Source organism: Paenibacillus sp. YYML68, from assembly GCF_027923405.1.
GTDB lineage: Bacteria > Bacillota > Bacilli > Paenibacillales > NBRC-103111 > Paenibacillus_G.
Genome location: NZ_BQYI01000001.1, coordinates 2,530,513 through 2,553,785 on the forward strand (window position 1 = coordinate 2,530,513; position 23,273 = coordinate 2,553,785).

The 23,273-nt window shown below is 53.9% G+C and carries 23 protein-coding genes; 18 read left to right on the forward strand and 5 right to left on the reverse strand.

Features of this window, described 5'->3' with window-relative positions:
- Nucleotides 1-54: 54 nt before the first annotated feature.
- The 5 genes from PAE68_RS11615 to glnA all read left to right on the forward strand — a co-directional run bounded on the left by PAE68_RS11615 (nt 55) and on the right by glnA (nt 5,640).
- A complete protein-coding gene (locus tag PAE68_RS11615; protein WP_281887165.1) occupies nt 55-1,050 on the forward strand; it encodes an AAA family ATPase in 996 nt (331 codons plus the stop codon).
- Nucleotides 1,047-2,375 (forward strand): GTPase HflX, encoded by a 1,329-nt coding sequence (hflX, locus tag PAE68_RS11620; RefSeq protein ID WP_281887168.1) that lies wholly within the window; start codon nt 1,047-1,049, stop codon nt 2,373-2,375. Before PAE68_RS11615 ends, hflX begins: the two co-directional genes overlap by 4 nt.
- A complete protein-coding gene (locus PAE68_RS11625; RefSeq protein WP_281887170.1) occupies nt 2,368-3,615 on the forward strand; it encodes a methionine gamma-lyase family protein in 1,248 nt (415 codons plus the stop codon). The genes hflX and PAE68_RS11625 overlap by 8 nt, the downstream gene beginning before the upstream one ends.
- Nucleotides 3,616-3,713: 98 nt before the next feature.
- The gene (locus PAE68_RS11630) at nt 3,714-4,127 is read left to right on the forward strand and encodes a MerR family transcriptional regulator (protein ID WP_281887172.1); all 414 of its coding nucleotides are present in this window, start codon (nt 3,714-3,716) and stop codon (nt 4,125-4,127) included.
- A gap of 208 nt (nt 4,128-4,335) precedes the next feature.
- Nucleotides 4,336-5,640, forward strand: coding sequence for a type I glutamate--ammonia ligase (gene glnA, locus PAE68_RS11635; RefSeq protein WP_281891032.1), 1,305 nt, complete (start codon nt 4,336-4,338; stop codon nt 5,638-5,640).
- Nucleotides 5,641-5,736: 96 nt separating this feature from the next.
- Here the strand turns inward: glnA and PAE68_RS11640 are convergent, their stop codons facing one another.
- From PAE68_RS11640 to lexA, 3 genes are all read right to left on the reverse strand, one after another.
- Nucleotides 5,737-6,495: an MBL fold metallo-hydrolase gene (locus PAE68_RS11640; protein ID WP_281887174.1), complete on the reverse strand. Its 759-nt coding sequence runs from the start codon at nt 6,493-6,495 to the stop codon at nt 5,737-5,739.
- Between the two features lie 106 nt (nt 6,496-6,601).
- Nucleotides 6,602-7,210 (reverse strand): TetR/AcrR family transcriptional regulator, encoded by a 609-nt coding sequence (locus tag PAE68_RS11645; RefSeq protein WP_281887176.1) that lies wholly within the window; start codon nt 7,208-7,210, stop codon nt 6,602-6,604.
- 260 nt (nt 7,211-7,470) lie between these two features.
- Nucleotides 7,471-8,091 (reverse strand): transcriptional repressor LexA, encoded by a 621-nt coding sequence (lexA, locus tag PAE68_RS11650; RefSeq protein WP_281887178.1) that lies wholly within the window; start codon nt 8,089-8,091, stop codon nt 7,471-7,473.
- Nucleotides 8,092-8,239: 148 nt separating this feature from the next.
- Here lexA and PAE68_RS11655 point away from each other — a divergent pair, with 148 nt between their 5' ends.
- The 4 genes from PAE68_RS11655 to PAE68_RS11670 all read left to right on the forward strand — a co-directional run bounded on the left by PAE68_RS11655 (nt 8,240) and on the right by PAE68_RS11670 (nt 10,266).
- A complete protein-coding gene (locus tag PAE68_RS11655; protein ID WP_281887180.1) occupies nt 8,240-8,596 on the forward strand; it encodes a LysM peptidoglycan-binding domain-containing protein in 357 nt (118 codons plus the stop codon).
- 129 nt (nt 8,597-8,725) lie between these two features.
- Nucleotides 8,726-8,920 carry a DUF896 domain-containing protein gene (locus PAE68_RS11660; protein ID WP_281887182.1) on the forward strand — a complete coding sequence of 65 codons (195 nt, stop codon included), beginning with the start codon at nt 8,726-8,728 and terminating at the stop codon, nt 8,918-8,920.
- A gap of 28 nt (nt 8,921-8,948) precedes the next feature.
- Complete coding sequence (locus tag PAE68_RS11665; protein WP_281887184.1) at nt 8,949-9,449, forward strand: hypothetical protein; 501 nt, start codon at nt 8,949-8,951, stop codon at nt 9,447-9,449.
- A gap of 25 nt (nt 9,450-9,474) precedes the next feature.
- Complete coding sequence (locus tag PAE68_RS11670; RefSeq protein WP_281887186.1) at nt 9,475-10,266, forward strand: HAD family hydrolase; 792 nt, start codon at nt 9,475-9,477, stop codon at nt 10,264-10,266.
- A 114-nt stretch (nt 10,267-10,380) separates the two neighbouring features.
- Here PAE68_RS11670 and PAE68_RS11675 read toward each other — a convergent pair whose 3' ends face one another.
- On the reverse strand, nt 10,381-10,923 hold the full coding sequence (locus PAE68_RS11675) for a 1,2-dihydroxy-3-keto-5-methylthiopentene dioxygenase (RefSeq protein WP_281887188.1): 543 nt from the start codon (nt 10,921-10,923) through the stop codon (nt 10,381-10,383).
- A gap of 305 nt (nt 10,924-11,228) precedes the next feature.
- Here PAE68_RS11675 and metH point away from each other — a divergent pair, with 305 nt between their 5' ends.
- Both metH and rnz read left to right on the forward strand, forming a co-directional pair.
- The gene (gene metH / locus PAE68_RS11680; protein ID WP_281887190.1) at nt 11,229-14,672 is read left to right on the forward strand and encodes a methionine synthase; all 3,444 of its coding nucleotides are present in this window, start codon (nt 11,229-11,231) and stop codon (nt 14,670-14,672) included.
- A 117-nt stretch (nt 14,673-14,789) separates the two neighbouring features.
- Nucleotides 14,790-15,725 (forward strand): ribonuclease Z, encoded by a 936-nt coding sequence (gene rnz / locus PAE68_RS11685; RefSeq protein WP_281891033.1) that lies wholly within the window; start codon nt 14,790-14,792, stop codon nt 15,723-15,725.
- A 62-nt stretch (nt 15,726-15,787) separates the two neighbouring features.
- On the opposite strand, the gene tlp is transcribed toward rnz, so the two are convergent.
- Nucleotides 15,788-16,015 (reverse strand): small acid-soluble spore protein Tlp, encoded by a 228-nt coding sequence (gene tlp / locus PAE68_RS11690; RefSeq protein WP_281887192.1) that lies wholly within the window; start codon nt 16,013-16,015, stop codon nt 15,788-15,790.
- Between the two features lie 118 nt (nt 16,016-16,133).
- On the opposite strand from tlp, the gene PAE68_RS11695 reads away from it, so the two are divergent.
- The 7 genes from PAE68_RS11695 to PAE68_RS11725 all read left to right on the forward strand — a co-directional run bounded on the left by PAE68_RS11695 (nt 16,134) and on the right by PAE68_RS11725 (nt 23,238).
- Nucleotides 16,134-16,523, forward strand: coding sequence for a CidA/LrgA family protein (locus PAE68_RS11695; protein ID WP_281887194.1), 390 nt, complete (start codon nt 16,134-16,136; stop codon nt 16,521-16,523).
- Nucleotides 16,520-17,212, forward strand: a complete 693-nt coding sequence (locus PAE68_RS11700; RefSeq protein WP_281887196.1) for an LrgB family protein — start codon at nt 16,520-16,522, stop codon at nt 17,210-17,212. Before PAE68_RS11695 ends, PAE68_RS11700 begins: the two co-directional genes overlap by 4 nt.
- Before the next feature lie 210 nt (nt 17,213-17,422).
- Nucleotides 17,423-18,193, forward strand: a complete 771-nt coding sequence (locus tag PAE68_RS11705; RefSeq protein ID WP_281887198.1) for a GNAT family N-acetyltransferase — start codon at nt 17,423-17,425, stop codon at nt 18,191-18,193.
- 36 nt (nt 18,194-18,229) lie between these two features.
- Nucleotides 18,230-19,198, forward strand: coding sequence for a lysophospholipid acyltransferase family protein (locus tag PAE68_RS11710; RefSeq protein ID WP_281887200.1), 969 nt, complete (start codon nt 18,230-18,232; stop codon nt 19,196-19,198).
- A gap of 14 nt (nt 19,199-19,212) precedes the next feature.
- The gene (locus PAE68_RS11715) at nt 19,213-20,175 is read left to right on the forward strand and encodes a metal-dependent hydrolase (RefSeq protein ID WP_281887203.1); all 963 of its coding nucleotides are present in this window, start codon (nt 19,213-19,215) and stop codon (nt 20,173-20,175) included.
- Nucleotides 20,176-20,469: 294 nt separating this feature from the next.
- Nucleotides 20,470-22,137 (forward strand): GspE/PulE family protein, encoded by a 1,668-nt coding sequence (locus PAE68_RS11720; RefSeq protein WP_281887206.1) that lies wholly within the window; start codon nt 20,470-20,472, stop codon nt 22,135-22,137.
- Nucleotides 22,138-22,206: 69 nt separating this feature from the next.
- A complete protein-coding gene (locus PAE68_RS11725; protein WP_281891035.1) occupies nt 22,207-23,238 on the forward strand; it encodes a type IV pilus twitching motility protein PilT in 1,032 nt (343 codons plus the stop codon).
- The last annotated feature ends 35 nt before the right edge of the window (nt 23,239-23,273 follow it).

The following is a 23,273-nucleotide window of genomic DNA, read 5'->3' on the forward strand; positions in this document are numbered from 1 at the left end:
AATTCGCCCAAGTCCTGCGTATACATTAACACCAAAGAAGAGGTGATGTATCGCATGAGCGAACGTGTTCAGTCTTCCGAGCACATCCAAATTACGAAGAACGCGCGGCAAATTAACGTCGTGCTGCGAACGCCAGAGCCGATTGCACATTCGACCTCCGCCCTGGCTGAGCCGATGTTCCATGGAAAGCCGCTGTCTCAGCAGGGCCAGTTCGGGGAAATTATGAAGGAGCTGGACCGGATGGTCGGTCTGGAGCATGTGAAGGAGCTCGTATTCGAGATCTACGCGTTGCTGCGGATCGCTACAATGCGCGCCGACGTCGGGTTAAGCGCGGGCAGTCAGGTGTACCATATGATCTTCAGAGGGAATCCGGGTACCGGCAAGACGACGGTCGCTCGCATTATGGCGCGTCTGTTCCAGACGATGGGCGTGCTGAATAAGGGGCATCTGGTCGAGGTAGAGCGGGCCGATCTTGTCGGCGAGTATATCGGACATACGGCGCTGAAGACGAGGGAGCTCGTCAAGAAGGCGATTGGCGGTATTCTGTTCATTGATGAGGCGTATAGTTTAGCCCGCGGCGGGGAAAAAGATTTCGGTAAAGAGGCCATCGACACACTCGTGAAGGCGATGGAGGATCATAAAAATCAGTTCATACTCATTCTGGCCGGCTACTCGGACGAGATGGAGCAGTTTCTCATGACGAATCCGGGGCTGCCTTCGCGGTTCCCGATCCAGCTTGACTTTCCCGATTATACGGTGGATCAGTTGATGCAGATTGTCGATTCGATCGTGAAGGAGCGGGAATATGCACTCACCCCATCGACCGAGGCTAAGATTCGGCAGCAAATTACGAATGAGAAAAACCAAATGGAAATTGCGTTCAGCAACGCACGCTTCGTGCGCAACCTGATCGAGAAGGCGATGCGCAATCATGCCGTTCGGCTGTTAAGCTCGCCGCACATGCAGCCGTCCAAGCAGGATCTGATGGTCATACGGCCCGAGGACGTGAAGCTGGAGCGCAAGACGAAGGAGACGCACAAGTTTATATGAAGCATACGACACATGAGGTAACACCTGACACAGAGGAACGCGCGATACTCGTCAGCCTCGTCACGCAGCAGCTGAAGCGGGAGGATCTGTACGATCCGGATTATTCGCTGGCGGAGCTGATCCGACTGGCCGAGACAGCAAGCGTCGAGGTGCTGGGCACGATCACACAGAATAAGGAATACGCAGACTCCAAGTGGTTCATTGGCAAGGGGAAGGCGGAGGAGCTGAAGCAGGCGATCGAGGAGACAGGGGCGAATACGGCGATTTTCGATCAGGAGCTGTCGGGAGCGCAGGTGCGCAACCTGGAGCAGTTTCTCGATGTGAAAATTATTGACCGTACGCAGCTCATCCTCGACATCTTCGCCGGTCGCGCCAAGACGCGCGAAGGCATCATTCAGGTCGAGCTTGCCCAGCTCAGCTACCTGCTGCCGCGGTTGTCTGGCCACGGCAAGAACCTGTCACGACTCGGCGGCGGTATCGGAACACGCGGTCCGGGTGAGACGAAGCTCGAGACGGACCGTCGTCATATTCGCGACCGAATTAGCGAGCTGAAGCGTCAGCTGGTCGAGGTGACGCGTCATCGCACTCTGCATCGCGAGCGGCGCAAGAAGACCGGCGTGTTCCAAGTGGCGCTCGTCGGCTATACGAACGCGGGCAAGAGCACGTTGCTGCGCGAGCTGACGGAGGCGGACGTATACGTGGAGAACCAGCTGTTCGCCACGCTCGACCCGACGTCGCGCCAGCTGAAGCTGCCGGGCGGCACGGAGATCATCCTGACCGATACGGTCGGGTTCATTCAGAACCTGCCGCACGATCTCGTAGCGGCGTTCCGGGCGACGCTCGAGGAAGTGAATGAGGCTGACCTTGTTCTGCACGTGGTGGACAGCTCGACGTCGATGATGCCGGTACAGATGAAGGTTGTCGACGAGGTGCTGGAGGAGCTTGGTGCGCATGGCAAGGAGCGCATTACGATTTTTAACAAAATCGATATGTGTACGCCGGAGCAGGTCGAGATGTTGACGACTGAAGGGGAGTTCCTGCGCATCTCGGCTTATCGGGAGGCTGATCAGACACGTGTGCTGGAGGCGCTCGAGAAGCATCAGATGGGCGGCAGCCGCACATTCCGCATTCCTGCCGATAAGGGCGATGTGATCTCGCTCTTGTATCGGGTCGGCGAGGTGCTGGAGAACGAGGTGGACGGCGACGATATGCTGTTCAAGGTACGGTTGAACAATAAGGAATACGATAAGCTTGGCTATTTACTAGCCGCATATGATGCGGCAGGGCAGCAGGAGCATGGGGGAGAGACGTCGGAGCATGTTTAGTGAGCAGGTGCTCGCCTTGATGGAGAAGGCGGAGAAGAGTATTCAGGGTAGGACGCAAGAGCTGGAGCGCATCGTGGATCATAACCAGTGGAAGGTGATCCGCGCGTTCCAAAAGCATAAGGTAAGCGATTATCACTTCAACGGCTCGACGGGGTACGGTTATAACGACCGCGGACGCGAGGTGCTCGATCTGGTGTATGCCGATGTATTCGGCGCAGAGGCGGCGCTGGTGCGTCCGCACTTCGTGTCAGGCACGCATACGATCGGCACGGCTCTGTTCGGTGTACTGCGGCCGGGGGACGAGCTGCTGTCGATTACAGGTCGCCCCTACGACACGCTGCATAAGGTGATCGGTAAGCCCGGAGATGGGCTCGGCTCGCTGCAGGACTGGGGAGTGCGCTACGCTGAGGTGGAGTTGACCGAGGATGGGCGCCCTGATTACGAGGAGATTGGCCGCCGGATTAACGCGGATACGAAGGTTGTTGCGATTCAGCGCTCCCGCGGCTATTCGTGGCGAGCATCGTTCACGGTTGCGGAGATCGGTGAGATGGTGCGCTTCGTGAAGGAGATCAAGCACGATGTGATCGTATTCGTGGACAATTGCTACGGGGAGTTCACGGAGCTGCAGGAGCCGACCGAGGTAGGCGTCGATCTGATGGCGGGCTCGTTGATCAAAAATCCCGGCGGCGGTCTCGCACCGACTGGCGGCTATATTGCTGGTGTGAAGCGTTATGTCGAGCTGGCGTCATATCGACTAACTGCCCCGGGAATCGGCGGGGAGGTCGGCGCGATGCTCGACACGATGCGTCCGATGTTCCAAGGTCTGTACATGGCGCCTCATGTTGTTGGACAAGCTGTAAGAGGGTCGATATTCGCCGCAGCGCTGTTCGAGGAGCTCGGCTTCGAGACACGTCCACATTGGAGCGAGACGCGGACGGATCTGATTCAGGCGATCCGCTTCACGAGCGCGGAGCATTTGATCGCCTTCGTGCAAGGCATACAGCGGGCGGCAGCCGTGGATGCGCATGTCGTGCCGGAGCCGTGGGACATGCCGGGGTACGAAAATCCGGTCATTATGGCAGCCGGGACGTTCATCCAGGGGGGCAGTCTCGAGCTGTCGGCCGATGCGCCGATCCGTGAGCCGTATATCGCTTACATGCAGGGCGGGCTGACGTATTCCCATTGTAAGCTCGGGGCGATGACGGCCTTACAGACGATGCTAGACCGCGGATTGCTGTAATTAATGATGACATATAGCATGAACCTAACACAACTTGACACGTATCCTTAACAGGGCTACAATAATAGTAAGGTTTTTCCTGTGTTAGGGGTGATAACATGAGTGATGACATTCGCAGAAATATGGCCCTGTTCCCTATCGGAATCGTGATGAAGCTGACGGACTTAACGGCCAGACAAATTCGATACTACGAGCAGCATGAGCTTATTATTCCTGCCCGTACCGGAGGCAATCAGCGGCTCTACTCGTTTAACGATGTCGAGCGCTTACTTGAGATCAAAGATCTCATTGAGAAGGGCGTCAACATCGCGGGCATTAAGCAGGTGCTTCTACCGGTCGACAAGAACTCGGAGGAAGCGACGGTGCTCAATGAGCAGACCGAGGTCAAGCGTCGCGAATTGACCGATTCCCAGCTGCATAAGATGTTGAAGCAGCAGCTGCTCGGCGGAGGCAAGCGTCCGAATCACGTTTCGTTGATTCAAGGCGAGCTTTCCCGTTTTTTCAGAAAATAACAGTCCCTGACGCAGGTCAACTGGGCGGCGCATCTTCGATGCCGTCATTATTCTCTTCGTCCCGGCGAAAGTACAGGATCGGGTTGACCGAAGCATCTCCGGCGTGTAGGCGACAGCCGATGAGCGCTGGAAGGCTTCGTTAATATGAGCCTATTTTTAAGGAGGAGATTTACAAGTGACGGATAAGCAATATACCAAAGAGGACATTATGCGCATCGCGCAGGAGCAGAACGTTCGATTCATTCGACTGCAATTTACCGACCTGCTCGGTACGATCAAGAACGTAGAAATTCCAGTTAGCCAGCTTGAGAAAGCACTTGACAATAAAATGATGTTCGACGGCTCCTCGATCGAAGGCTACGTGCGTATTGAGGAATCTGATATGTACCTATACCCTGACTTGAGCACGTGGGTTGTGTTCCCGTGGGTTACACAGGACCGCGTCGCACGTCTGATCTGCGACATCTACTTACCGGATGGCCGTCCATTCCCGGGCGACCCGCGCGGCATCCTGAAGGCGGCGTTGAAGGAAGCCGAGGAAATGGGCTATACGGCGATGAACGTAGGTCCTGAGCCGGAATTCTTCTTGTTCAAGACCGACGAGAAGGGCAATCCGACAATGGAGTTGAACGATCAGGGCGGTTACTTCGACCTTGCGCCTACAGACCTTGGCGAGAACTGCCGTCGTGAGATCGTATTGACGCTCGAGGAGATGGGCTTCGAGATTGAGGCTTCCCACCACGAGGTTGCTCCAGGTCAGCATGAGATCGACTTCAAGTATGCTGATGCGATTAAGGCTGCGGACCAGATTCAGACGTTCAAGCTCGTCGTGAAGACGGTAGCTAGACAGCACGGCCTGCATGCTACATTCATGCCGAAGCCGTTATTCGGTGTGAACGGCTCCGGTATGCACTGCCATCAGTCGCTGTTCCGCGGCAATGAGAATGCGTTCTACGACGAGAGCGACAAGCTTGGTCTGAGCACGACAGCTCGTCATTACATGGCCGGTATTCTGAAGCATGCCCGTGCGTTCGCAGCGATAACGAACCCGACGGTGAACTCCTACAAGCGTCTGGTGCCTGGCTATGAGGCACCGTGCTACGTCGCATGGTCGGCGAGCAACCGCAGCCCGATGATCCGTATTCCGGCTTCCCGCGGCTTGTCCACGCGCGTTGAGGTTCGCAATCCGGACCCTGCGGCGAACCCGTATCTGGCGTTGGCTGTTATGCTGAAGGCGGGTCTGGACGGCATCAAGAACAAGATGCAGCTGCCTGCTCCAACAGACCGTAACATCTATGTGATGACAGAGGACGAGCGTGAGGAGCAAGGTATTCCTAGCTTGCCGCTCAACCTGAAGCAGGCGATCGATGAGATGCTTCGCGACGATGTCATCTGCGATACGCTGGGCGATCATGCGCTTGCGCATTTCGTTGAGCTGAAGGAAATCGAGTGGGACATTTACCGCACACAGGTTCACACTTGGGAGCGCGAGCAATATTTGACGCTGTACTAAGAGATTTCATGAGTAGCTAGCATGTATAGATAGACCCTGAAGCAGCGCTTCAGGGTCTATCTTGATAAATAGGGCTTGCTGATTGAACCCTTCCTTCTAATTTTTCTCAGGTAAACGCAGCAGATTTAGAACGTGGCGCTTCACCTCTTGCGCCTGTAACTGATGACCGTGCCCCAAATAAAATGTTTGTGCTCCAGTTTCGAGTATGCGTGTTAATTCGTGCGCAACTCTGTGAGGATCGTCCTCGAAAGGAGGTCGTATGGCTCTATGAGTTTTAATGATCCCGCCCAATAATATGCCGGAAGCGACGAGATCCCCGACAAAGGCCTGGCGGGAGGCCAGTTCGATCGATATCGATCCGGCCGTATGGCCAGGCGTATGCTTCACCACACCATCGACCCCGTAACAGTCAAGATTGATATGCGTTTGTTCTCCAAGCAGAATATTCGGTTCGAATCCAATGTAAGGTTCAAACATTAATGGCGTCTTGATAAATAACCGGCCGAACCAGCCCGTCGGGCAGAAGGTCATGGGAGACTCCCGGCTATAATGCTTCGCGTCCGCTTGGTGAGCCAATATCGGTGCTCCTGACAGTTCTCGAATCTTCGCGGCGCTGCCCGCATGATCGACATGCGCATGAGTTATTATAATCAGCTTGATGTCTTTCCAAGATCGATTTTCTCGGAACAATGCTTGCCCAATTTTGTGTTCTGATCCCGGCAGCCCTGCATCGATGAGGATGCATCCATCCAGCCCTATAACTAAATAAGCATTCACCATATGGAGAGGAAGGATCGGAATCCTAACGATTCTAGCTCTATCGTGCCGTGACGTCAGGCCATTAATAAAATTCACCGTCGAACACCCTTTCATTTCAATTTAAGTCCAACCAGTTGGTATGTGTATATCTAAAGCAAAACACGCATATGATGCGCGTTGTGTATGGAACCGGGTTCATCGATCAATGGTTATTCAGCAAGCAAGAAATATATTGTCTGAAATACTCTATATTACATTTGATTACCTCTCTGTCATTTCTCGCTTTCGCTAGGATCAGTGAGCCTTGGTAGGTTGAGAAAAAATAATCCGCAAGCTGTTGGCCATCTAGCTTCAAGGCTGGTGTAGTCAGTGAGAGTTCGTCGAAGATTGACTTCAACAGTTTCGTATTATTAAGCAGTTTCTCTTCGCATAACGCGCGAAAAACTTCGCTCGTTTCGGCCAATTCTTGCGTCATCACCGCTACCAGACAGCTACTAGGGGAGTCGGGATTGCTCGCCATCTCGGAGAAAAAATCTAAAAATGCGTGCAGCTTTTCTAGCGGGTCATGGATTCCATTCAATCCAGCTTCGGCAATGAAATGGAGTTGAAGCCTCTCAAATTGTTCAATAGCGGCTTTGCCAACATCTTCCTTGGACTTGAAGTAATGAAAAAAGCTACCCTTGGTCACACCTGCTTGGACGCAGATCTCATCGACCGTTGTTCCATGATAGCCTTTCGCGAGCATAAGTGAAAGTGCAGCCTCAAGAAGCTTGTCTTTTTTAAGCGGAATACTTGTGTCTATATGCTTCATGTTTATGCCCTCCCATAACATACCAACTAGTCAGTACTATATTGAAATTATACATCAATGTCAAGAAATAAATCCTACGCATCTCAGCCTGCAATGGCTACGTGTACCAACCCGGGGGGTGAAGGCTGTATATAATCTTGTTCAGCAAGCACTAAATAAGCCCTGATTCATACGGCAGATCAGATGATCGCTGTAAGATCAGGGCTTATTCGTCTTTACTTGCTTATGGAATTGCTTGTGCGTTAATGCGGTCAGATTGATCAGTGGATGTTACGGAACACGCCGATAACTTTGCCAAGAATGGTGACGTTCGTTAGACGAATCGGTTCCATCGTCGGATTCTCTGGCTGAAGACGAATATGATCCTTCTCCTTATAGAACGTCTTGACGGTCGCCTCATCATCCTCGGTCATCGCAACGACGATCTCGCCGTTAGTTGCCGTCTGCTGCTGACGTACGATGACGTAATCCCCATTGTGAATGCCGGCCTCGATCATACTTTCGCCGATGACGCTCAGCATGAACACGTTGTGATCGCCGACGTAGTGGCTAGGCAATGGGAAATAGTCTTCAATGTTCTCGGTTGCAGTAATCGGCACACCGGCCGTAACCCGCCCAATGAGGGGAACGCGTGATACAGATACGGAGAAGGCGCCGTCTGTTGCTTCGCCGTCTGTAATTTCAATGGCTCTAGGCTTCGTAGGATCTCTGCGAATGAGACCCTTCTTCTCCAGCCGCTCGAGGTGCCCGTGCACGGTGGAGCTGGAGGCTAATCCGACGGCTTCGCCGATTTCACGAACGGAGGGTGGATAGCCTTTATCTTTAACTTCATTCTTAATGAAGTTCAATATGGCTTGCTGACGGGAGGAAATCTTGCTCATCGAATCACTCCAATTATAGGAATTATATTGTTTAAAGTATAACACAGAATAGCCGTTCGTACAAACATGAGTTCTGGCAAAATATTGACACGAACATAGGTTCGTGATATGTTTTTATCAGAACATTTGTTTGGGGGAGTGGTAAATAATGATACATACATATACAGGCAGCATCGCGCAAGGTAAGAAGATCGAAGCTTCGAAGTGGAACAAGCGCAAGCAAGTGAAGCGAATGGCGGCGGCGGGAGCAACGTTGCTTGGGATCGTTCTGATTATTCTGCTCGTATCGGCCAGCTTCGGTCAGACAGACGTGTATGCGGCTGATACGAAGCCGATCGAACACCGAACGATTATCGTGGAATATGGTGACACGCTGTGGGGGATTGCTTCTGACTATTCAACCGGTCAATTCGGTATTAAGGAATATATCTATAAGCTGAAGAAGCTGAACGGACTTAAGGATTCATCCATCAAGGCTGGACAGAAGCTAATTCTTCCCGACTAATACTCGTGCACATCGCTTGACAATCGTATGATCTAGTGTCAAAGTATTATTGATATAATTCCCGGTCAAAACCCGTATATTTCGCGGTTTGGGACTCAGCACGAACTAGACGCGATTGGGAGGAATAGCATGCACGAGTCAGATCACGACGCAACAGTCAAGCGTATCAATGAATTGGCCCGCAAGTTTAAGTCTGAAGGATTAACCCCGGCCGAGCTTGAGGAAAGAGACGAGCTGCGAAGAAAGTACATTGATTCGTTCAAATCAAACTTGAGAAATCAGCTCGAGAATATCAAGCTTGTCGACGAAGAGGACAAGGGTTAATACATTGGACACATAAGGGGAATCAATCATGTCGCGTAAGTGGGAACGAATGGTACGTAAAAATGCGAAGGATGTAAGAAAGAAGAAAGGTGTCACGCCTTCTGTAAGATCTTCAGACGGAACAGATACGTTCAAGGGGCGTAGCTGGGTGATGCCCTTTGTGCTAGTTGCAATCGGCGTTTTCAGCTTTATGGTATTTCGAGAACAGCCTGATCAGAGCTCGATGTATTGGGTAACGAGCGCGAGCTACATATTGCTTGCTCTCCTTATTTACTGGGTGCGCAGACCGCTTCTCAAAATATCGAAGCATTCCATCAGCTCGCGTCGATTCGGCGGAGATCGCTACTATGACGCAGAACAGATTGAGGACATTACGATCGGCAAGGACGCAGTCGTGATCCGGTTCAAGGGGAAGAACGGACGCTGGGTATTCTCGAAGCTGTTCCATCAAATGCCAATGGAAGCAATGAACGCAAAGCTTATCGAATTTGCTGAAAAAAATCAAGTAGCAGTAAATAAGCAATCCTAATTAGGGGAGAAAGAGGAGTAAACCGATGACGATTAAAGCTGTGCTGTTTGATCTCGATGATACGCTCTTGTGGGATGATCGTAGTGTGCAGGAGGCGTTCGAAGCTACATGTGCAGAGGCAGCTAAGCATTATGAGCTGGATGCGGCTCAATTGGGGGAGCTGGTTCGGCGTGAAGCTCGGGCGCTGTATGAGTCTTACGAGACGTATCCATTCACCAAGATGATCGGCATTAATCCGTTCGAAGGACTCTGGGCGAACTTCACCTCCGGTCATCAGGAGGAGTTCCGTAAGCTGCAAGCGCTGGCGCCTGAGTATCGGAAGCAATCGTGGACGAACGGTCTTAAGGCATCAGGGATTGATGATGCTGAGCTAGGAGCTAGGCTGGCTGAACAATTCCCGGCTGAGCGCAGATCGCGTCCATATGTGTATGAGGAAACGTTCGAGGTGCTTGATCAATTGAAGGGGCGCTACAAGCTGCTTCTGCTGACCAACGGTTCTCCTGACCTGCAGAAGGAGAAGCTGGCAGGAGTTCCTCAGCTGGCGGCATACTTCGAGCACATCATCATCTCGGGTGAATTCGGGGAAGGTAAGCCTGCTGCCTCAATCTTCCACCATGCGATGGAGCTTCTTCAGATCAAGCCCGAGGAAGGCGTTATGATCGGTGATAAGCTAACGACTGATATTCTGGGTTCCAACACAGTTGGCATGCGCAATATGTGGATTAATCGTCACCATGTCGATCGCAATGCTGATATCGAGCCGGTATTCCAGATTGCAAGTCTGCGCGATATTCAGCCGATCTTGGATGAATTGTAGCATACAACAGAATTAAGCATAAGCAGCACATCTGTTCTCAAATAAAAAACGATGCTCGTTCAGTTGATCCGTTCGATCATCAGACGAGCATCGTTTTTTACAATTACGTAACTGTTATGCCTTTTGGAATGTTGAATCCTCGAACGGGTGAGCGATCCAGCCTTCGGTTTCGATGAATAGGCGAACCGCTACGATTTGACGGTTCTCCATCAGCGTGAAGAAGTGCGGCTTATACTCGGGTACGGAGATGACATCGCCAGCTTCGAGCTCTACATCGAAGTAGCCTACGTCGTCTGTTCCCTTAATGATGAAGATACCTCTTCCCGCTGTAATGGCGCGCACTTCATCCTCGGTATGTGTGTGCACGCTCTCGAATTTCTTCAGCAGCTCGTCGAGGTTAGGAGTTGCTTCGGACAATGCAACGATGTCCCAAGTTCTGTAGCCGCGACGTTCAGCCAAGTCGCGAATTTCTTCGTCGAACACATTCAAGATTTGCGCTTTCTCCTCATCGGACAATACGAATTTATTTTGCAGCTCGGCAGGCAGCTTATCTGGATTCCAGTGCTCGTATAATACTTCTTGCTTCTCCAGAAACGCGCGTACATTCTCCTCGCCCTGGATGCGCTCTTCCGTGTTGCGAATGCGAATTTGTGCCATGGGGACATCCCTCTTTCTATATCATAATGACTCGCTTATCCGTATTATAGTAGAAGTTGAGGGTGTTGTCGATAATTGTTCTCAATTAATCGCACTAAACAGATCGGAATAACAAAAAATACTTCAGATAATTGTTGAAGTTTCTTTTCATCACGTTTCAATTCTGGTACACTAAGGGATAAAATGCTAGCTTGACCATTAGGCTGCGCGGGTATGTCCGCGTACTAAATAATATAGAATGCTGCATGTGCGAACGTGAACGTGCGATGCATTAGTGGGTAGGGCCTTAGAGAAAGGGGAGTACCATGAGTACGACAACGAAGAAAAGCTTGCTTGAGCAGCTGCAACACAAAATTATGATCTTAGACGGTGCAATGGGTACGATGATTCAGCAGGAGAACTTGACAGCCGATGATTTCGGCGGGGAGGAGCTCGACGGCTGTAACGAAATACTCGTACTGACGCGACCGGAGCTGATTCGTCGCATCCATGAGCAATATTTCGAAGCGGGAGCCGACCTCGTCGAAACGAATACATTCGGTGCAACGAGCGTCGTTCTCGCGGAGTACGACCTGCAGGATAAGGCGAGAGAAATCAATCTCGCGGCTGCGAAGCTTGCCATCGAGGCGGCGAACAAATACAGCACGCCGGAATTTCCTCGCTATGTCGTAGGCGCGATGGGGCCGACAACGAAGACGTTGTCCGTCACCGGAGGAGTCACGTTCGATGAGCTCGTAGACAGCTACTATGAGCAGGCGCTGGCGTTGATCGAGGCAGGTGTCGATGCGCTGCTCCTCGAGACGAGTCAAGATACGCTTAACGTGAAGGCGGGAAGCATCGGTATCCGCAAAGCGTACGAGGAGACGGGTATTAGGCTGCCGCTGATGATCTCAGGTACGATTGAGCCGATGGGTACGACGCTTGCGGGACAATCCATCGAATCGTTCTATATATCGCTTGAGCATCTGGACCCGATCTCGGTCGGACTGAACTGTGCGACTGGTCCTGAGTTCATGCGCGATCATATTCGGACGCTCGCTGATATTGCCGGTACGGCTGTCAGCTGCTATCCGAATGCAGGCTTGCCGGATGAGAACGGTGAGTATCATGAGTCGCCGGAGTCGCTCGCACAGAAGCTCGCTGGCTTTGCGGAGCAGGGCTGGCTTAACATTGCCGGCGGCTGCTGCGGTACGACGCCTGCGCACATTCGTGCGATGGCTGAGACGCTCAGCACGTTCAAGCCGCGCGCGCATCGCGGTGCACATCCGCCTGCCGTGTCGGGTATCGAGACGGTGTACATTGAGGATGGGAACCGTCCGTACATGGTTGGTGAGCGAACGAACGTTCTCGGTTCGCGTAAGTTCAAGCGTCTGATCGCCGAAGGCAAGTATGAGGAAGCGTCGGAGATTGCACGTGCACAGGTGAAGGGCGGCGCACATGTGATCGACGTCTGCTTGCAGGACCCGGACCGAGATGAGCTTACCGATATGGAGCGATTCCTGGAGCTTGTGGTGAAGAAGATTAAGGTGCCGCTCATGCTCGATTCCACCGACCACCGTGTCATTGAGCTGGGGCTTAAATATTCGCAAGGTAAGGCAATCATTAACTCGATCAACCTCGAGGATGGTGAAGAGAAATTCGAGCAGGTTGTCCCGCTCATCCATCAATACGGAGCTGCTGTTGTCGTCGGCACGATCGACGAGCGTGGTCAGGCCATTACGGCGAAGGACAAGCTCGAGGTAGCGCAGCGCTCCTACGATCTGCTCGTTCACAAGTACGGTATGAATCCGAACGACATCATATTCGATCCGCTCGTCTTCCCCGTCGGCACGGGAGATCAGCAATACATTGGCTCGGCCAACGAGACGATTGAGGGCATTCGACTGATTAAGGAAGCGATGCCGGATACGGAGACGATACTCGGTCTGAGTAACGTATCGTTCGGCTTGCCTGAGGCGGGCCGTGAGGTGCTGAACGCAGTCTACCTGTACCATTGTACGAAGGCTGGACTCGACTATACGATCGTGAATACGGAGAAGCTGGAGCGTTATGCTTCGATTCCGGAGCACGAACGGAAGCTGGCGGAGAGCTTGATCTACAACACGAACGACGATACGCTGGCTGAATTCGTCGCGCATTTCCGCGTGAAGAAGGTCGAGAAGAAGGAGAAGGTGTCGAATCTGTCGCTGGAGGAGCGGCTTGCGGCTTATGTCGTCGAAGGCTCCAAGGATGGACTCCACGCCGACCTCGATGAGGCGCTCCAGAAGTATGCGCCGCTCGAAATTATTAACGGCCCGCTGATGAAGGGAATGGAAGAGGTAGGTCGTCTGTTCAACAACAACGAGCTGATCGTTGCCGAGGTGCTGCAGAGCGCCGAGGTTATGAAGGCTTCCGTTGCTCATCTGGAGCCGTTCATGGAGAAGGCCGATAGTGCGGTGAAGGGCAAGATTATGCTGGCGACGGTCAAGGGCGATGTGCATGACATCGGCAAAAACTTGGTCGAGATCATCCTCTCCAACAACGGGTACAAAATTATAAACCTCGGTATCAAGGTGCCGCCTGAGCAATTGATCGAGGCGTACAAAAAAGAAAAGCCGGATGCGATCGGCTTGTCCGGTCTGCTCGTGAAATCGGCTCAGCAAATGGTCATTACGGCGCAAGATATGAAGAACGCAGGGATCGACGTGCCAATACTCGTCGGTGGCGCCGCGCTTAGCCGTAAATTTACGAAGACGCGGATTGCGCCTGAATATGACGGTCCAGTCTTGTACGCGAAGGACGCGATGGACGGACTTGATATCGCGAACAAGCTCAGTGATCCTGAGCAGCGCATCAAGCTGATCCGCGAGCTGCGCGAGAGCATGGATTCCATCGTGCAGGAATCCGGACGCACAGAAGCGCCGATGCCGGAGCTGACACGCGTAAGGGCGTCTAACGTCGACCGTACGGTGCCGCCGCAGCTGCCTCCTGACCTGGAGCCGCACGTGCTGCGTGATTACCCGCTCAGCCATCTGATTCCGTATGTGAACATGCAGATGCTGCTCGGTCATCACCTTGGCCTGAAGGGTAAGGTGGAGCAGCTGCTCGCCGAGAAGGATGCGAAGGCGCTGCAGCTGAAGGAGACGGTCGATGGCATCCTGGCAGAGGCGCTGAAGAATGGTATTCTGCAGGCACACGCCGTATACCGCTTCTTCCCGGCACAATCCCGCGGTAACGAGGTGCTCATCTACGACCCGAGCGATACGTCGAAGGTGCTGCAGTCGTTCGTCTTCCCAAGACAGCAGTCCGAGCCGCACCTGTGTCTGGCTGACTACTTGAAATCTGTCGACAGCGGCGAAATGGATTACGTCGGCTTCTTCGTTGTCACGGCGGGACATGGCGTAAGCGAGCTCGCAGCCGAATGGCGCGAGAAGGGCGATTACTTGCGCTCCCATGCGCTGCAAGCGGTGGCGCTAGAGCTTGCGGAAGGCTTCGCCGAGCGCGTGCATCAGCTGATGCGCGACAAGTGGGGCTTCCCGGACCCGGCCAGTATGACGATGCAGGAGCGCTTCGGCGCGAAGTATCGCGGTCAGCGCTTCTCCTTCGGCTACCCGGCATGTCCGAATCTGGACGATCAGCAGCAACTGTTCGAGCTGCTCAAGCCGTCGGAGATCGGAGTACAGCTCACGGAGGGCAGTATGATGGAGCCTGAAGCTTCGGTATCGGCGATTGTGTTCGCCCATCCGCAGGCGAGATATTTTAACGCCTAACATGGAAGACTAGTCGTATGAGACGAGGGTGGGGGCTACGTGCCTCTGCCCTCAACCTATGATTGGCTGTTCACCTACATCTCATCCTACATGAGACTGGAACGGAGCGATGAAGAAGTGGAACTATATTTTCTCGGAACGGGTGCAGGGATGCCCTCTAAGGAGCGGAACGTCAGCTCGATTATGCTGAACCTGATGGCCGAGCGCAATGCGTATTGGATGTTCGACTGCGGCGAAGGGACGCAGCATCAGGTGTTGCGGGCTCCGGTCAAAGTCAGCAAGCTGGAGAAGCTGTTCATTACGCACCTGCATGGCGATCACCTGTTCGGTATTCCGGGGCTGCTGTCGAGCCGCTCGTATCAAGGCGGGGACAGTCCGCTGACGGTGTATGGACCGAAGGGTGTCGAGGAGTTCGTACGTACGTCGATGCGAATCAGTGATTCGCATATCGGGTATGAGGTGCAGTTCGTCGAGTTCGAGACAGAGGATCTGATCACGCTGTGGGAGGACGAGCAATTCATCGTCGAAGCGGCGCCGCTCGTGCATCGGGTTGTGAGCTACGGCTACCGAATTACGGAGAAGCCTCAGGCGGGGAAGCTGCTTGTGGACAAGCTGAAGGCTTACGGTATTCGTTCCGGTCCTCTCTATGGCCAAATTAAACGAGGCCAGTCGATTGCGCTGGACGACGGTCGCAGGCTGGAGCCGAGCGAATTCGTCGGCGATCCGGTGCCGGGCCGAATAGTGACGATACTTGGCGATACGCAGCCATGTCCGAATATCGGACGTCTTGCGGCGCAAGCGGACGTGCTCGTGCATGAGGCGACGTTCGGTGAGGCGCGCAAGGAGATGGCAGTGCGCTACGATCATGCCACAAGTGTCGATGCGGCGAAGGCGGCCCAGCAGGCGAGCGTGCGAACACTCATTCTGACGCATATCAGCTCGCGATATCAAGGCGAAGAAGCGGCGGAGCTGCTGGCGGAGGCGTGTGCGATCCATGCGGATACGCATATGGCTTATGACCATTTCCGTTACGAGGTGGTAGCTGCCAAATAGGTGCCAAATAGCTGCCAGAGCATAATCCCCCACAACTTGCGTTATGGGGGATTACATCCGAGCTACTCGTTGCGCTGGTGCAGCGCCTCGTCTTTAATTTCCGAACGGAACGCCTCGAGGCTTTCGCGGCGACGCTCGTTCTTGCCCTCGATCTGCTGCTTCTCGGTGTCGCTGATCTCGCCTGCGTGCTCCGACAAGTAGTCTTCTGCTTCTTCGATGTTCTCGATCGTGTTATTGATGTTCTCTTGCAAGCGATCGACGTTGTCTGCGCGGTTGTCTGGTTTAGCCATAGTGAACAGTCCTCCTTGAATGGTATCCGTTAATGGGTGCAGTCGCGATCTGCGCTGCGCCAACTATATTGATGCCCTTGCGGCTGCTTTATATTCCGAAAGGGAGTGTTGTGCGCGGATGGTGGGTATTGCTATATTATTAACCTTCTATGGACTAGGTGTGCTGCTGCAATCTTTGCTTGAATTGCCGATACCGGCTAACGTGCTCGGGATGCTGCTGTTCGTCGCTGCTCTGTTCTCGCGTATTGTGAAGCTGGAGCAGGTGGAAGCAGCGGCCCAGTTCTTGCTTAGACATATGCTACTGCTATTCGTCCCGCTTGTCGTCGGTACGATGACGTATTATCGAGAGCTCGCGGAGCAAGCGCTGCTTATGATCGTAAGTCTGGTCGTGAGCACGTTCGGCGTGATGCTTATTACGGGATGGACAACTAGGACGCTGGCCCGTAAGGCGGTGCACGAGGGCGCTGGAGCGGCGGCAGGACGCAACAAGGAGGCGAAGGTCGAATGACGATTGCCGACTGGCTGGAGCAGCCCGCTGTTGCGCTTCCGGTCACACTGGGCGCTTATGTGTTCGGCCTGTGGCTGAACAGGCGGTATGCTTCGCTGCATCCGCTATTCGTATGCTCCTTACTTCTCATCGGCTTGCTGCTGCTCTTGAACGTACCGTATGCATCGTATCGGCAAGGGACGGAAGCGCTCGTCTTTATACTCGGGCCGGCCACGGTCGCTCTTGGTGTTCCGTTATACAAAAATGCCCGCTCCATCGGGCGTCACGCGCTGCCGATCGCCGCGGGTATTACAGTAGGCTCGATTAGTGCACTCTTGCTGTCAGCTGCACTCGTCTGGAGTCTGGGCGGCAGCGTGCAGCTCATGCTCTCGATGATGCCGAAGTCGGTCACGACGCCGGTAGCCGTCGAGATCTCGCGTCAGGCCGGAGGTATTCCTGAGCTGACGACGGTGCTCACGGTGCTGACCGGTTTAATGGGCAGCATGTTCGGTCCTGCCTTGTTGAAGCTTGCCGGCGTTCGGGATGACATCTCGCTTGGCACGGCGATGGGTACAGGCTCTCACGGCATCGGCACAGCACGCATGCTGCGCGATTCGGAGCTGGCTGGCAGCGTCAGCGGGTTCGCGATGGGAGCTGCGGCGATTTTGACAAGTGTACTGTTTGTGCCTCTGTATATGTGGCTGTCATAAAAGATCTGCGGTCACTTCACGTATCGTTAACAATCGAATGTAGGCAAAAAGCTAGTCATAACGGGGGCGCACACGATGCGGCCCCGTTTTTGGCATCGGGACAAGCTGGATGAAAGTTACAAAAGCTTAACAACGCGAAAACGCCTTCTTAATAAACGTCTGCTACGCTGAGTGTGTAACCATCACCCACATCAGAAAGGCGTGTTGACGATGATCACAACAGCGAGTCAAGCTTCTCGGGAGCCATCCCAACTGGCGGTCATGCTTGCTACTACGGAGGATGAGGTTGAGCAGGCGCTGCGACTGCGGTACCAGGTGTTTGTCGAAGAGGAGAAGAACATGCTCCTTCGCTCCGATCGTGGGCTTGAGCAGGATGCTTACGACGCTTATTGCGATCATTTGATCGTTAAAGATATCGAATCAAGCGAAGTTGTCGGCACGTATCGGCTGTTGCCGGGGGAGCGGGCGCTGTCGAATATCGGCTTCTATTCCGAGACGGAGTTCGATCTTACGGGCTTTGTGCCTTATAAAGAACGAACGCTGGAGCTTGGCAGAAGCTGCATCGCTCCGGCCTACAGAGGCGGCAAGGCGATCCAGCTGCTGTGGGAAGGGATCGCGCAATACATTACGGAGCGCAACTATCATTACTTGATCGGCTGCGCGAGCGTACATTTACATAGTCTGGATGAGGTGAACTTGATCTATACGCTGCTGCATCGCAAGCAGGTCATTACGGATCGGTTCGGCATCCAGCCGCTGGAGACACATCGTATCGACGGCTTGCAGGTAATCGAGACCGAGCTGACGGACAAGGAGCTGTTCCGCAAGCTGCCCCCGCTCATGAAGGGGTACCAGTGGCTCGGAGCTGAGATCGGCGGTGATCCGGCTTATGATGAAGTGTTCCGCACCGTCGATTTTTTCATCATTCTGGAGAAGGACCGGGTGACGCGGCGGTACCAGAAGCATTTCTTAACTCGCTGATGCCGGATGGACTTGGATAGATGGAGGTCGTAAGTCGTGTACGAATGGATTGCTGCATTAACGAAGAACGAGCGGGTGCTGTCCACAATCGCAGGTGTAGCTGCAAGACTACCAGATTGGTTCCTCGCACTCATATGCAAGAGCATTGCCATGCTGCTCTATGGGCTAAGCGGGACTGGACTGAGGCAGCGTATCTTGTCCAACATGGAGCGGCTGCTACCTCATTATGATGCGAGAAGCTTGAAGCGGGAACGATTCCGGTACTATGAGAATATGGTATTCGCCGTCTATGAAATATTGCTAGGCTCGTACTTGCTGCCAGCAAGAGCGGAGCGCCGCTTCGCAGCTGAGGGTGAGGAGCATCTGAAGGAGGCGCTTAAGCTAGGCAAGGGTGCCATCGTATATACACCGCATGTCGGCAATTTCTTCTATTATTATTGGTACTTGTCCCGACGGTATCATTGTACAACGATTGCAACGGCAAGCAGCGAAGAGCTGAGGCCGCTGTACCTGCGTATGCATGCGATCGGCTGCGACGGCTTCGACTATGATACGACGCCTCCGCTTGAGCTGCTGCGCAAGCTGAGAAAGCATCTGCAGTCGAATGGGGTTATCTTCATTCTGGGTGATTTCTACAGGCCGACATTCCCCAGGTCACGCTTCTTCGGCAAGCCAACACGCACACCTGATGGTGCAGCACTGCTCTCGATTGACATGCAGGCGCCGGTGGTGCCGTTCTGCGGCTGGCGCGAGCGAGGCTTCTTGCACCGGATACGCTTCGAGGAGCCGATGCACCTATCGGAAGCATATAACAAGGCGGAGCGATCGGAGGCGACAGTGCTTCTGAATCAATACATGGAGCGCGTCATTACGGAGCGTCCGGCGCAATGGTTCTATTGGTTCAATGCGGATGAGCGGTGGGAGAAGGAGCACACGATAGAGCGAACCGAGCAGTCCGCGTCCTCGAAGGAAGCCGAGGAGTGCAATCAAACGCAAACGGCATAAGGAGAGGTGTCTAGATGGATACAGGAAGCCATTTGTTATTCGGCGCGACGCTTGCAGGACTTGCGATGCTGCACCCGGAGGTGGCAGGCAGCCCGGCCCTGCAGCACGCGATGCTTACGGCTACAATGATCGGCTCGCATGCGCCTGACTTCGATACGGTCGCTAGATTGCGCGGGTACACCGCCTATATTCGTACACATCGGGGATTGACGCATTCGCTGCCTGCGCTGTTCATCTGGCCGCTGCTGCTTGCGCTGCCGATCGCTTATGGGTTCGGGGTGTGGGAGCATGTGCTCCTGCTGTACGTATGGTCATTCGCTGCCGTGTTCTTCCACGTCTTCCTCGATTGGTTCAACGCGTATGGGGTACAATGCTTCCGACCGTTCTCGCGCAAGTGGCAGCATCTGGATGTGTTGACGCTGTTTGAGCCGTTCTTGTTCGTCATCCATGCGGCCGGTCTCGTCTGGTGGATCGGGTCTGGTTCGAATCCGGGGTTGCTGTTCCTCGGCATATATATCGTGACCTTCTTATATATCACGGTGAGAACGATCCACCATGGCTACGTCGTGCGGCGGGTCAGAGAGCATATTGGCGTGGATGGCATTTGTCATGTTGTGCCGAGCCTGCATTGGCTGCGCTGGCAGTTCGTGCTCGAGTCGGACAGCTATTTTTATACGGGTGTGGTGCGCGGCAAGACCATTGAAGTGAAGGATATGTATGAGAAGCAAGAGAGTGATGTAATTATTGAAGCGACGAAGGCGATTGATGGCGTGCGCGCGTTCCTGCAGTTCGCCCAGCGCATTCATGTGTGCGCGCTGGAGAAGCAGGACGGCTACGTTGTGCAGTGGCGCGACGTTCGATTTTGGCATAACCATCAGCTGCCGTTCGGCGTCGATGTGAAGCTAGACCGTGACATGCAGGTGATCAGTCATTCGCTCGGCTGGAAGAAGAAGGCATGGGACCCTCCTTATGTGTAAGGATTTATTCAGAAGTGGGGAAATTAGGTAGCCTCTGGAATGAGATTTAGTCGATTTATGTCGAAAGGTGTAAAATATTATCGAAATCAACCGGATATCGTATTGACGGTTTGCAAGAAGCTATGCTTAAATAGTAGGAGAATAGGCATAGTTTTAAAGCTGGCGCGTTGACGATGTGCGAATGATTACATACGGGTGCTTAGCATTCTATTTCGCACCGCAATGGGCCTGACTTGATACGAAGTCGGGTCATTTTATTTTTTCATGACATGAGTGGCGATGGAGGTCATGCTGATGGCACCGCGTAAACGGATCGGCGACCTGCTCGTGGACGCGGGACTGCTGACACAGGAGCAGCTTGCTTCTGCGCTGCAGGAACAGCGGGAGACGAAGATGCGTCTCGGCGAGTTTCTCATTAACCGCCATTATATTACAGAGCAGCAGTTGATTGAGGTGCTGGAATTTCAGCTCGGCATTCCGCACATCCAGCTGTATAGGCAGAAGATTGAGCCGAAGGTCATTAACTTGATTCCACAGAGGCTGGCGGAGCAGCATCAGGTGCTGCCTGTCCGTGCTGAGGGCAACAAGCTGGTGCTGGCGATGGCTGACCCGCTCGATTACTTCGCGATCGATGAGCTAAGGATGAGTACTGGATTGCGAATCGAGCCAACCATTGCGGCGCGGGATGAGCTGCAGCGGGCGATTAAGCGGTATTACGGGCTACAGGAGTCGGTCGATCAGATCAGCCAAATTTTGCAGAGCCGAGAATCCGAGGAAGTCAAGCCGCAGACGAACGAGGAGGAAGACTCGCCTGTCGTCAAGACGGTTAATCAGATCATCATCCAGGCCGTTCAGATCGGTGCAAGCGATATTCATATTGATCCGCAGGAGGACAGCCTTCGTATCCGGTATCGGGTGGACGGCATTATGCGTACCGAGCGTACGCTGCCTCCACACATGCAGAGCGTCATTATCGCGAGAATCAAGATTATGGCGAACTTGAACGTCGCCGAGCGCAGACTGCCTCAGGATGGCCGAGTCGAGATGGATATTGAATTCCGCAAGGTCGACATCCGGATCTCCACATTGCCGACGATTCATGGGGAGAAGATCGTAATGCGTGTTCTCGACCTCGGCAGTGCGCTGACGGAGATCGAGAAGCTAGGCTTGTCGGAGCATAATTATGGATTATTCATGAAGGGCATTCAAGGCGCTCACGGCGTCGTGCTCATTACAGGTCCTACCGGAAGCGGTAAGACGACGACGCTGTATTCCGCGCTAAGCCGTCTGAACCGGGAGGATACCAACATCATTACGGTCGAGGACCCGGTCGAGTATCAGCTGCAGGGCATTAACCAGGTGCAGGTCAATCTGGTAACCGGATTGACGTTCGCCCGAGGGCTGCGCGCGATACTGCGTCAAGATCCGAACATCGTCATGATCGGGGAGATCCGCGACGTAGAGACGGCCGAGATCGCGGTTCGTGCCGCGATGACGGGTCATCTGGTGCTCAGCACCTTGCATACGAATAGTGCCGTGAATGCGATAACCCGACTCATCGACATGGGGGTAGAGCCGTTCCTCGTATCATCGGCCGTCAATTGCATCGTCGCTCAGCGACTCGTCAGACGCATCTGTCCAGGCTGTATGACGGAGTACGCGCCTTCAGACGAAGAGCGCACTCTGCTTGCGGAGCATGGGATTGAAGCGGGGATGCTGCGCAAAGGTCGAGGCTGCGGGGAATGCGGGCGTACAGGCTACCGAGGGCGTCTTGCGATTCACGAGGTGCTCATGCTCGACGACACACTTCGCTCGATGATTCTACAGAAGCGGTCGGACAGCGATTACCGTACCTATGCGCTTACACGGACGTATGAGCCGCTGCTGAAGGACGGGCTGCGCAAGGTAGCAGCGGGTATGACGACGATGGTGGAAGTATTCCGAGTGGCGGGCACCGAGTAGGCAGCGTGATGCAGACTGTTCGTTATTAAGAATGAATTCTGAGTTGGAAGGAGGCGATGGAGCTTGAGCATGTTCGATATATTGAAGCTAGCCCATGAGAAGAAGGCATCGGACATTCACGTGACGGTTCACTCTCCGATTATGCTGCGCATTCACGGTGAACTGAAGCCGATTAATGACGAAGCGCTGACGCCAGCACAAACGATCGAATTGGCGAAAGAGCTGATGACAAGTGAGCAGTACCAGACGTTCATGGAGCGCGGCGATCTCGATTTCTCCTACGGCATTCCGGATGTTTCCCGTTATCGGGTCAATGTGTTCCGGCAGAAGGGAAGCGTCAGTCTGACGATTCGCTTGATCCCGTCGCGCATCCCGCAGATGGAGAGTCTCGGCTTGCCGCCGATGGCCGAGGAGTTCGCTAGGAAGCCGCAAGGGCTGTTGCTGGTGACCGGACCTACCGGGAGCGGGAAGTCGACGACGCTGGCTGCGATTCTGGACTACATCAATCGAAGCCGCAACGATCATATCATCACGCTCGAGGACCCGATCGAGTTCATCCATCCGCATAAGTCATGTATTGTGAACCAGCGGGAGATCGGGGTCGATACCGATTCGTTCGCAACTGGACTGCGGGCGGCGCTCCGCCAAGATCCAGATGTCATACTGGTCGGTGAGATGCGCGACCTCGAGACGATCAGCACGGCGATTACAGCGGCAGAGACAGGTCATCTCGTGTTCGGGACGCTGCATACGGCGGATGCGCCGCAGACGATCGACCGCGTCATCGACGTCTTCCCGCCGGAGGCGCAGCAGCAAATACGCGTCCAGCTCGCCTCGGTGCTGCTCGGTGTGATGGCCCAGCGTCTATTGCCGACAGCAGACGGACAGGGGCGCGTGGCGGCGATCGAGGTCATGGTCAACACGCCGGCGATTGCGAACCTGATCCGCTCGGAGAAGGTGCACCAGATTCGATCGACGATGCAGACCGGCAAGGCGCAAGGGATGCAGACGATGGAGATGGCGCTTCGCGAGCTGCTGCAGAACCGTGTCATAACGGTCGATAGCGCGAAGGAAGCGATGTTCGGATTTGCTGACCTGTAGACTACACATCCCGATCAAGACGGAGCTGAGCAACG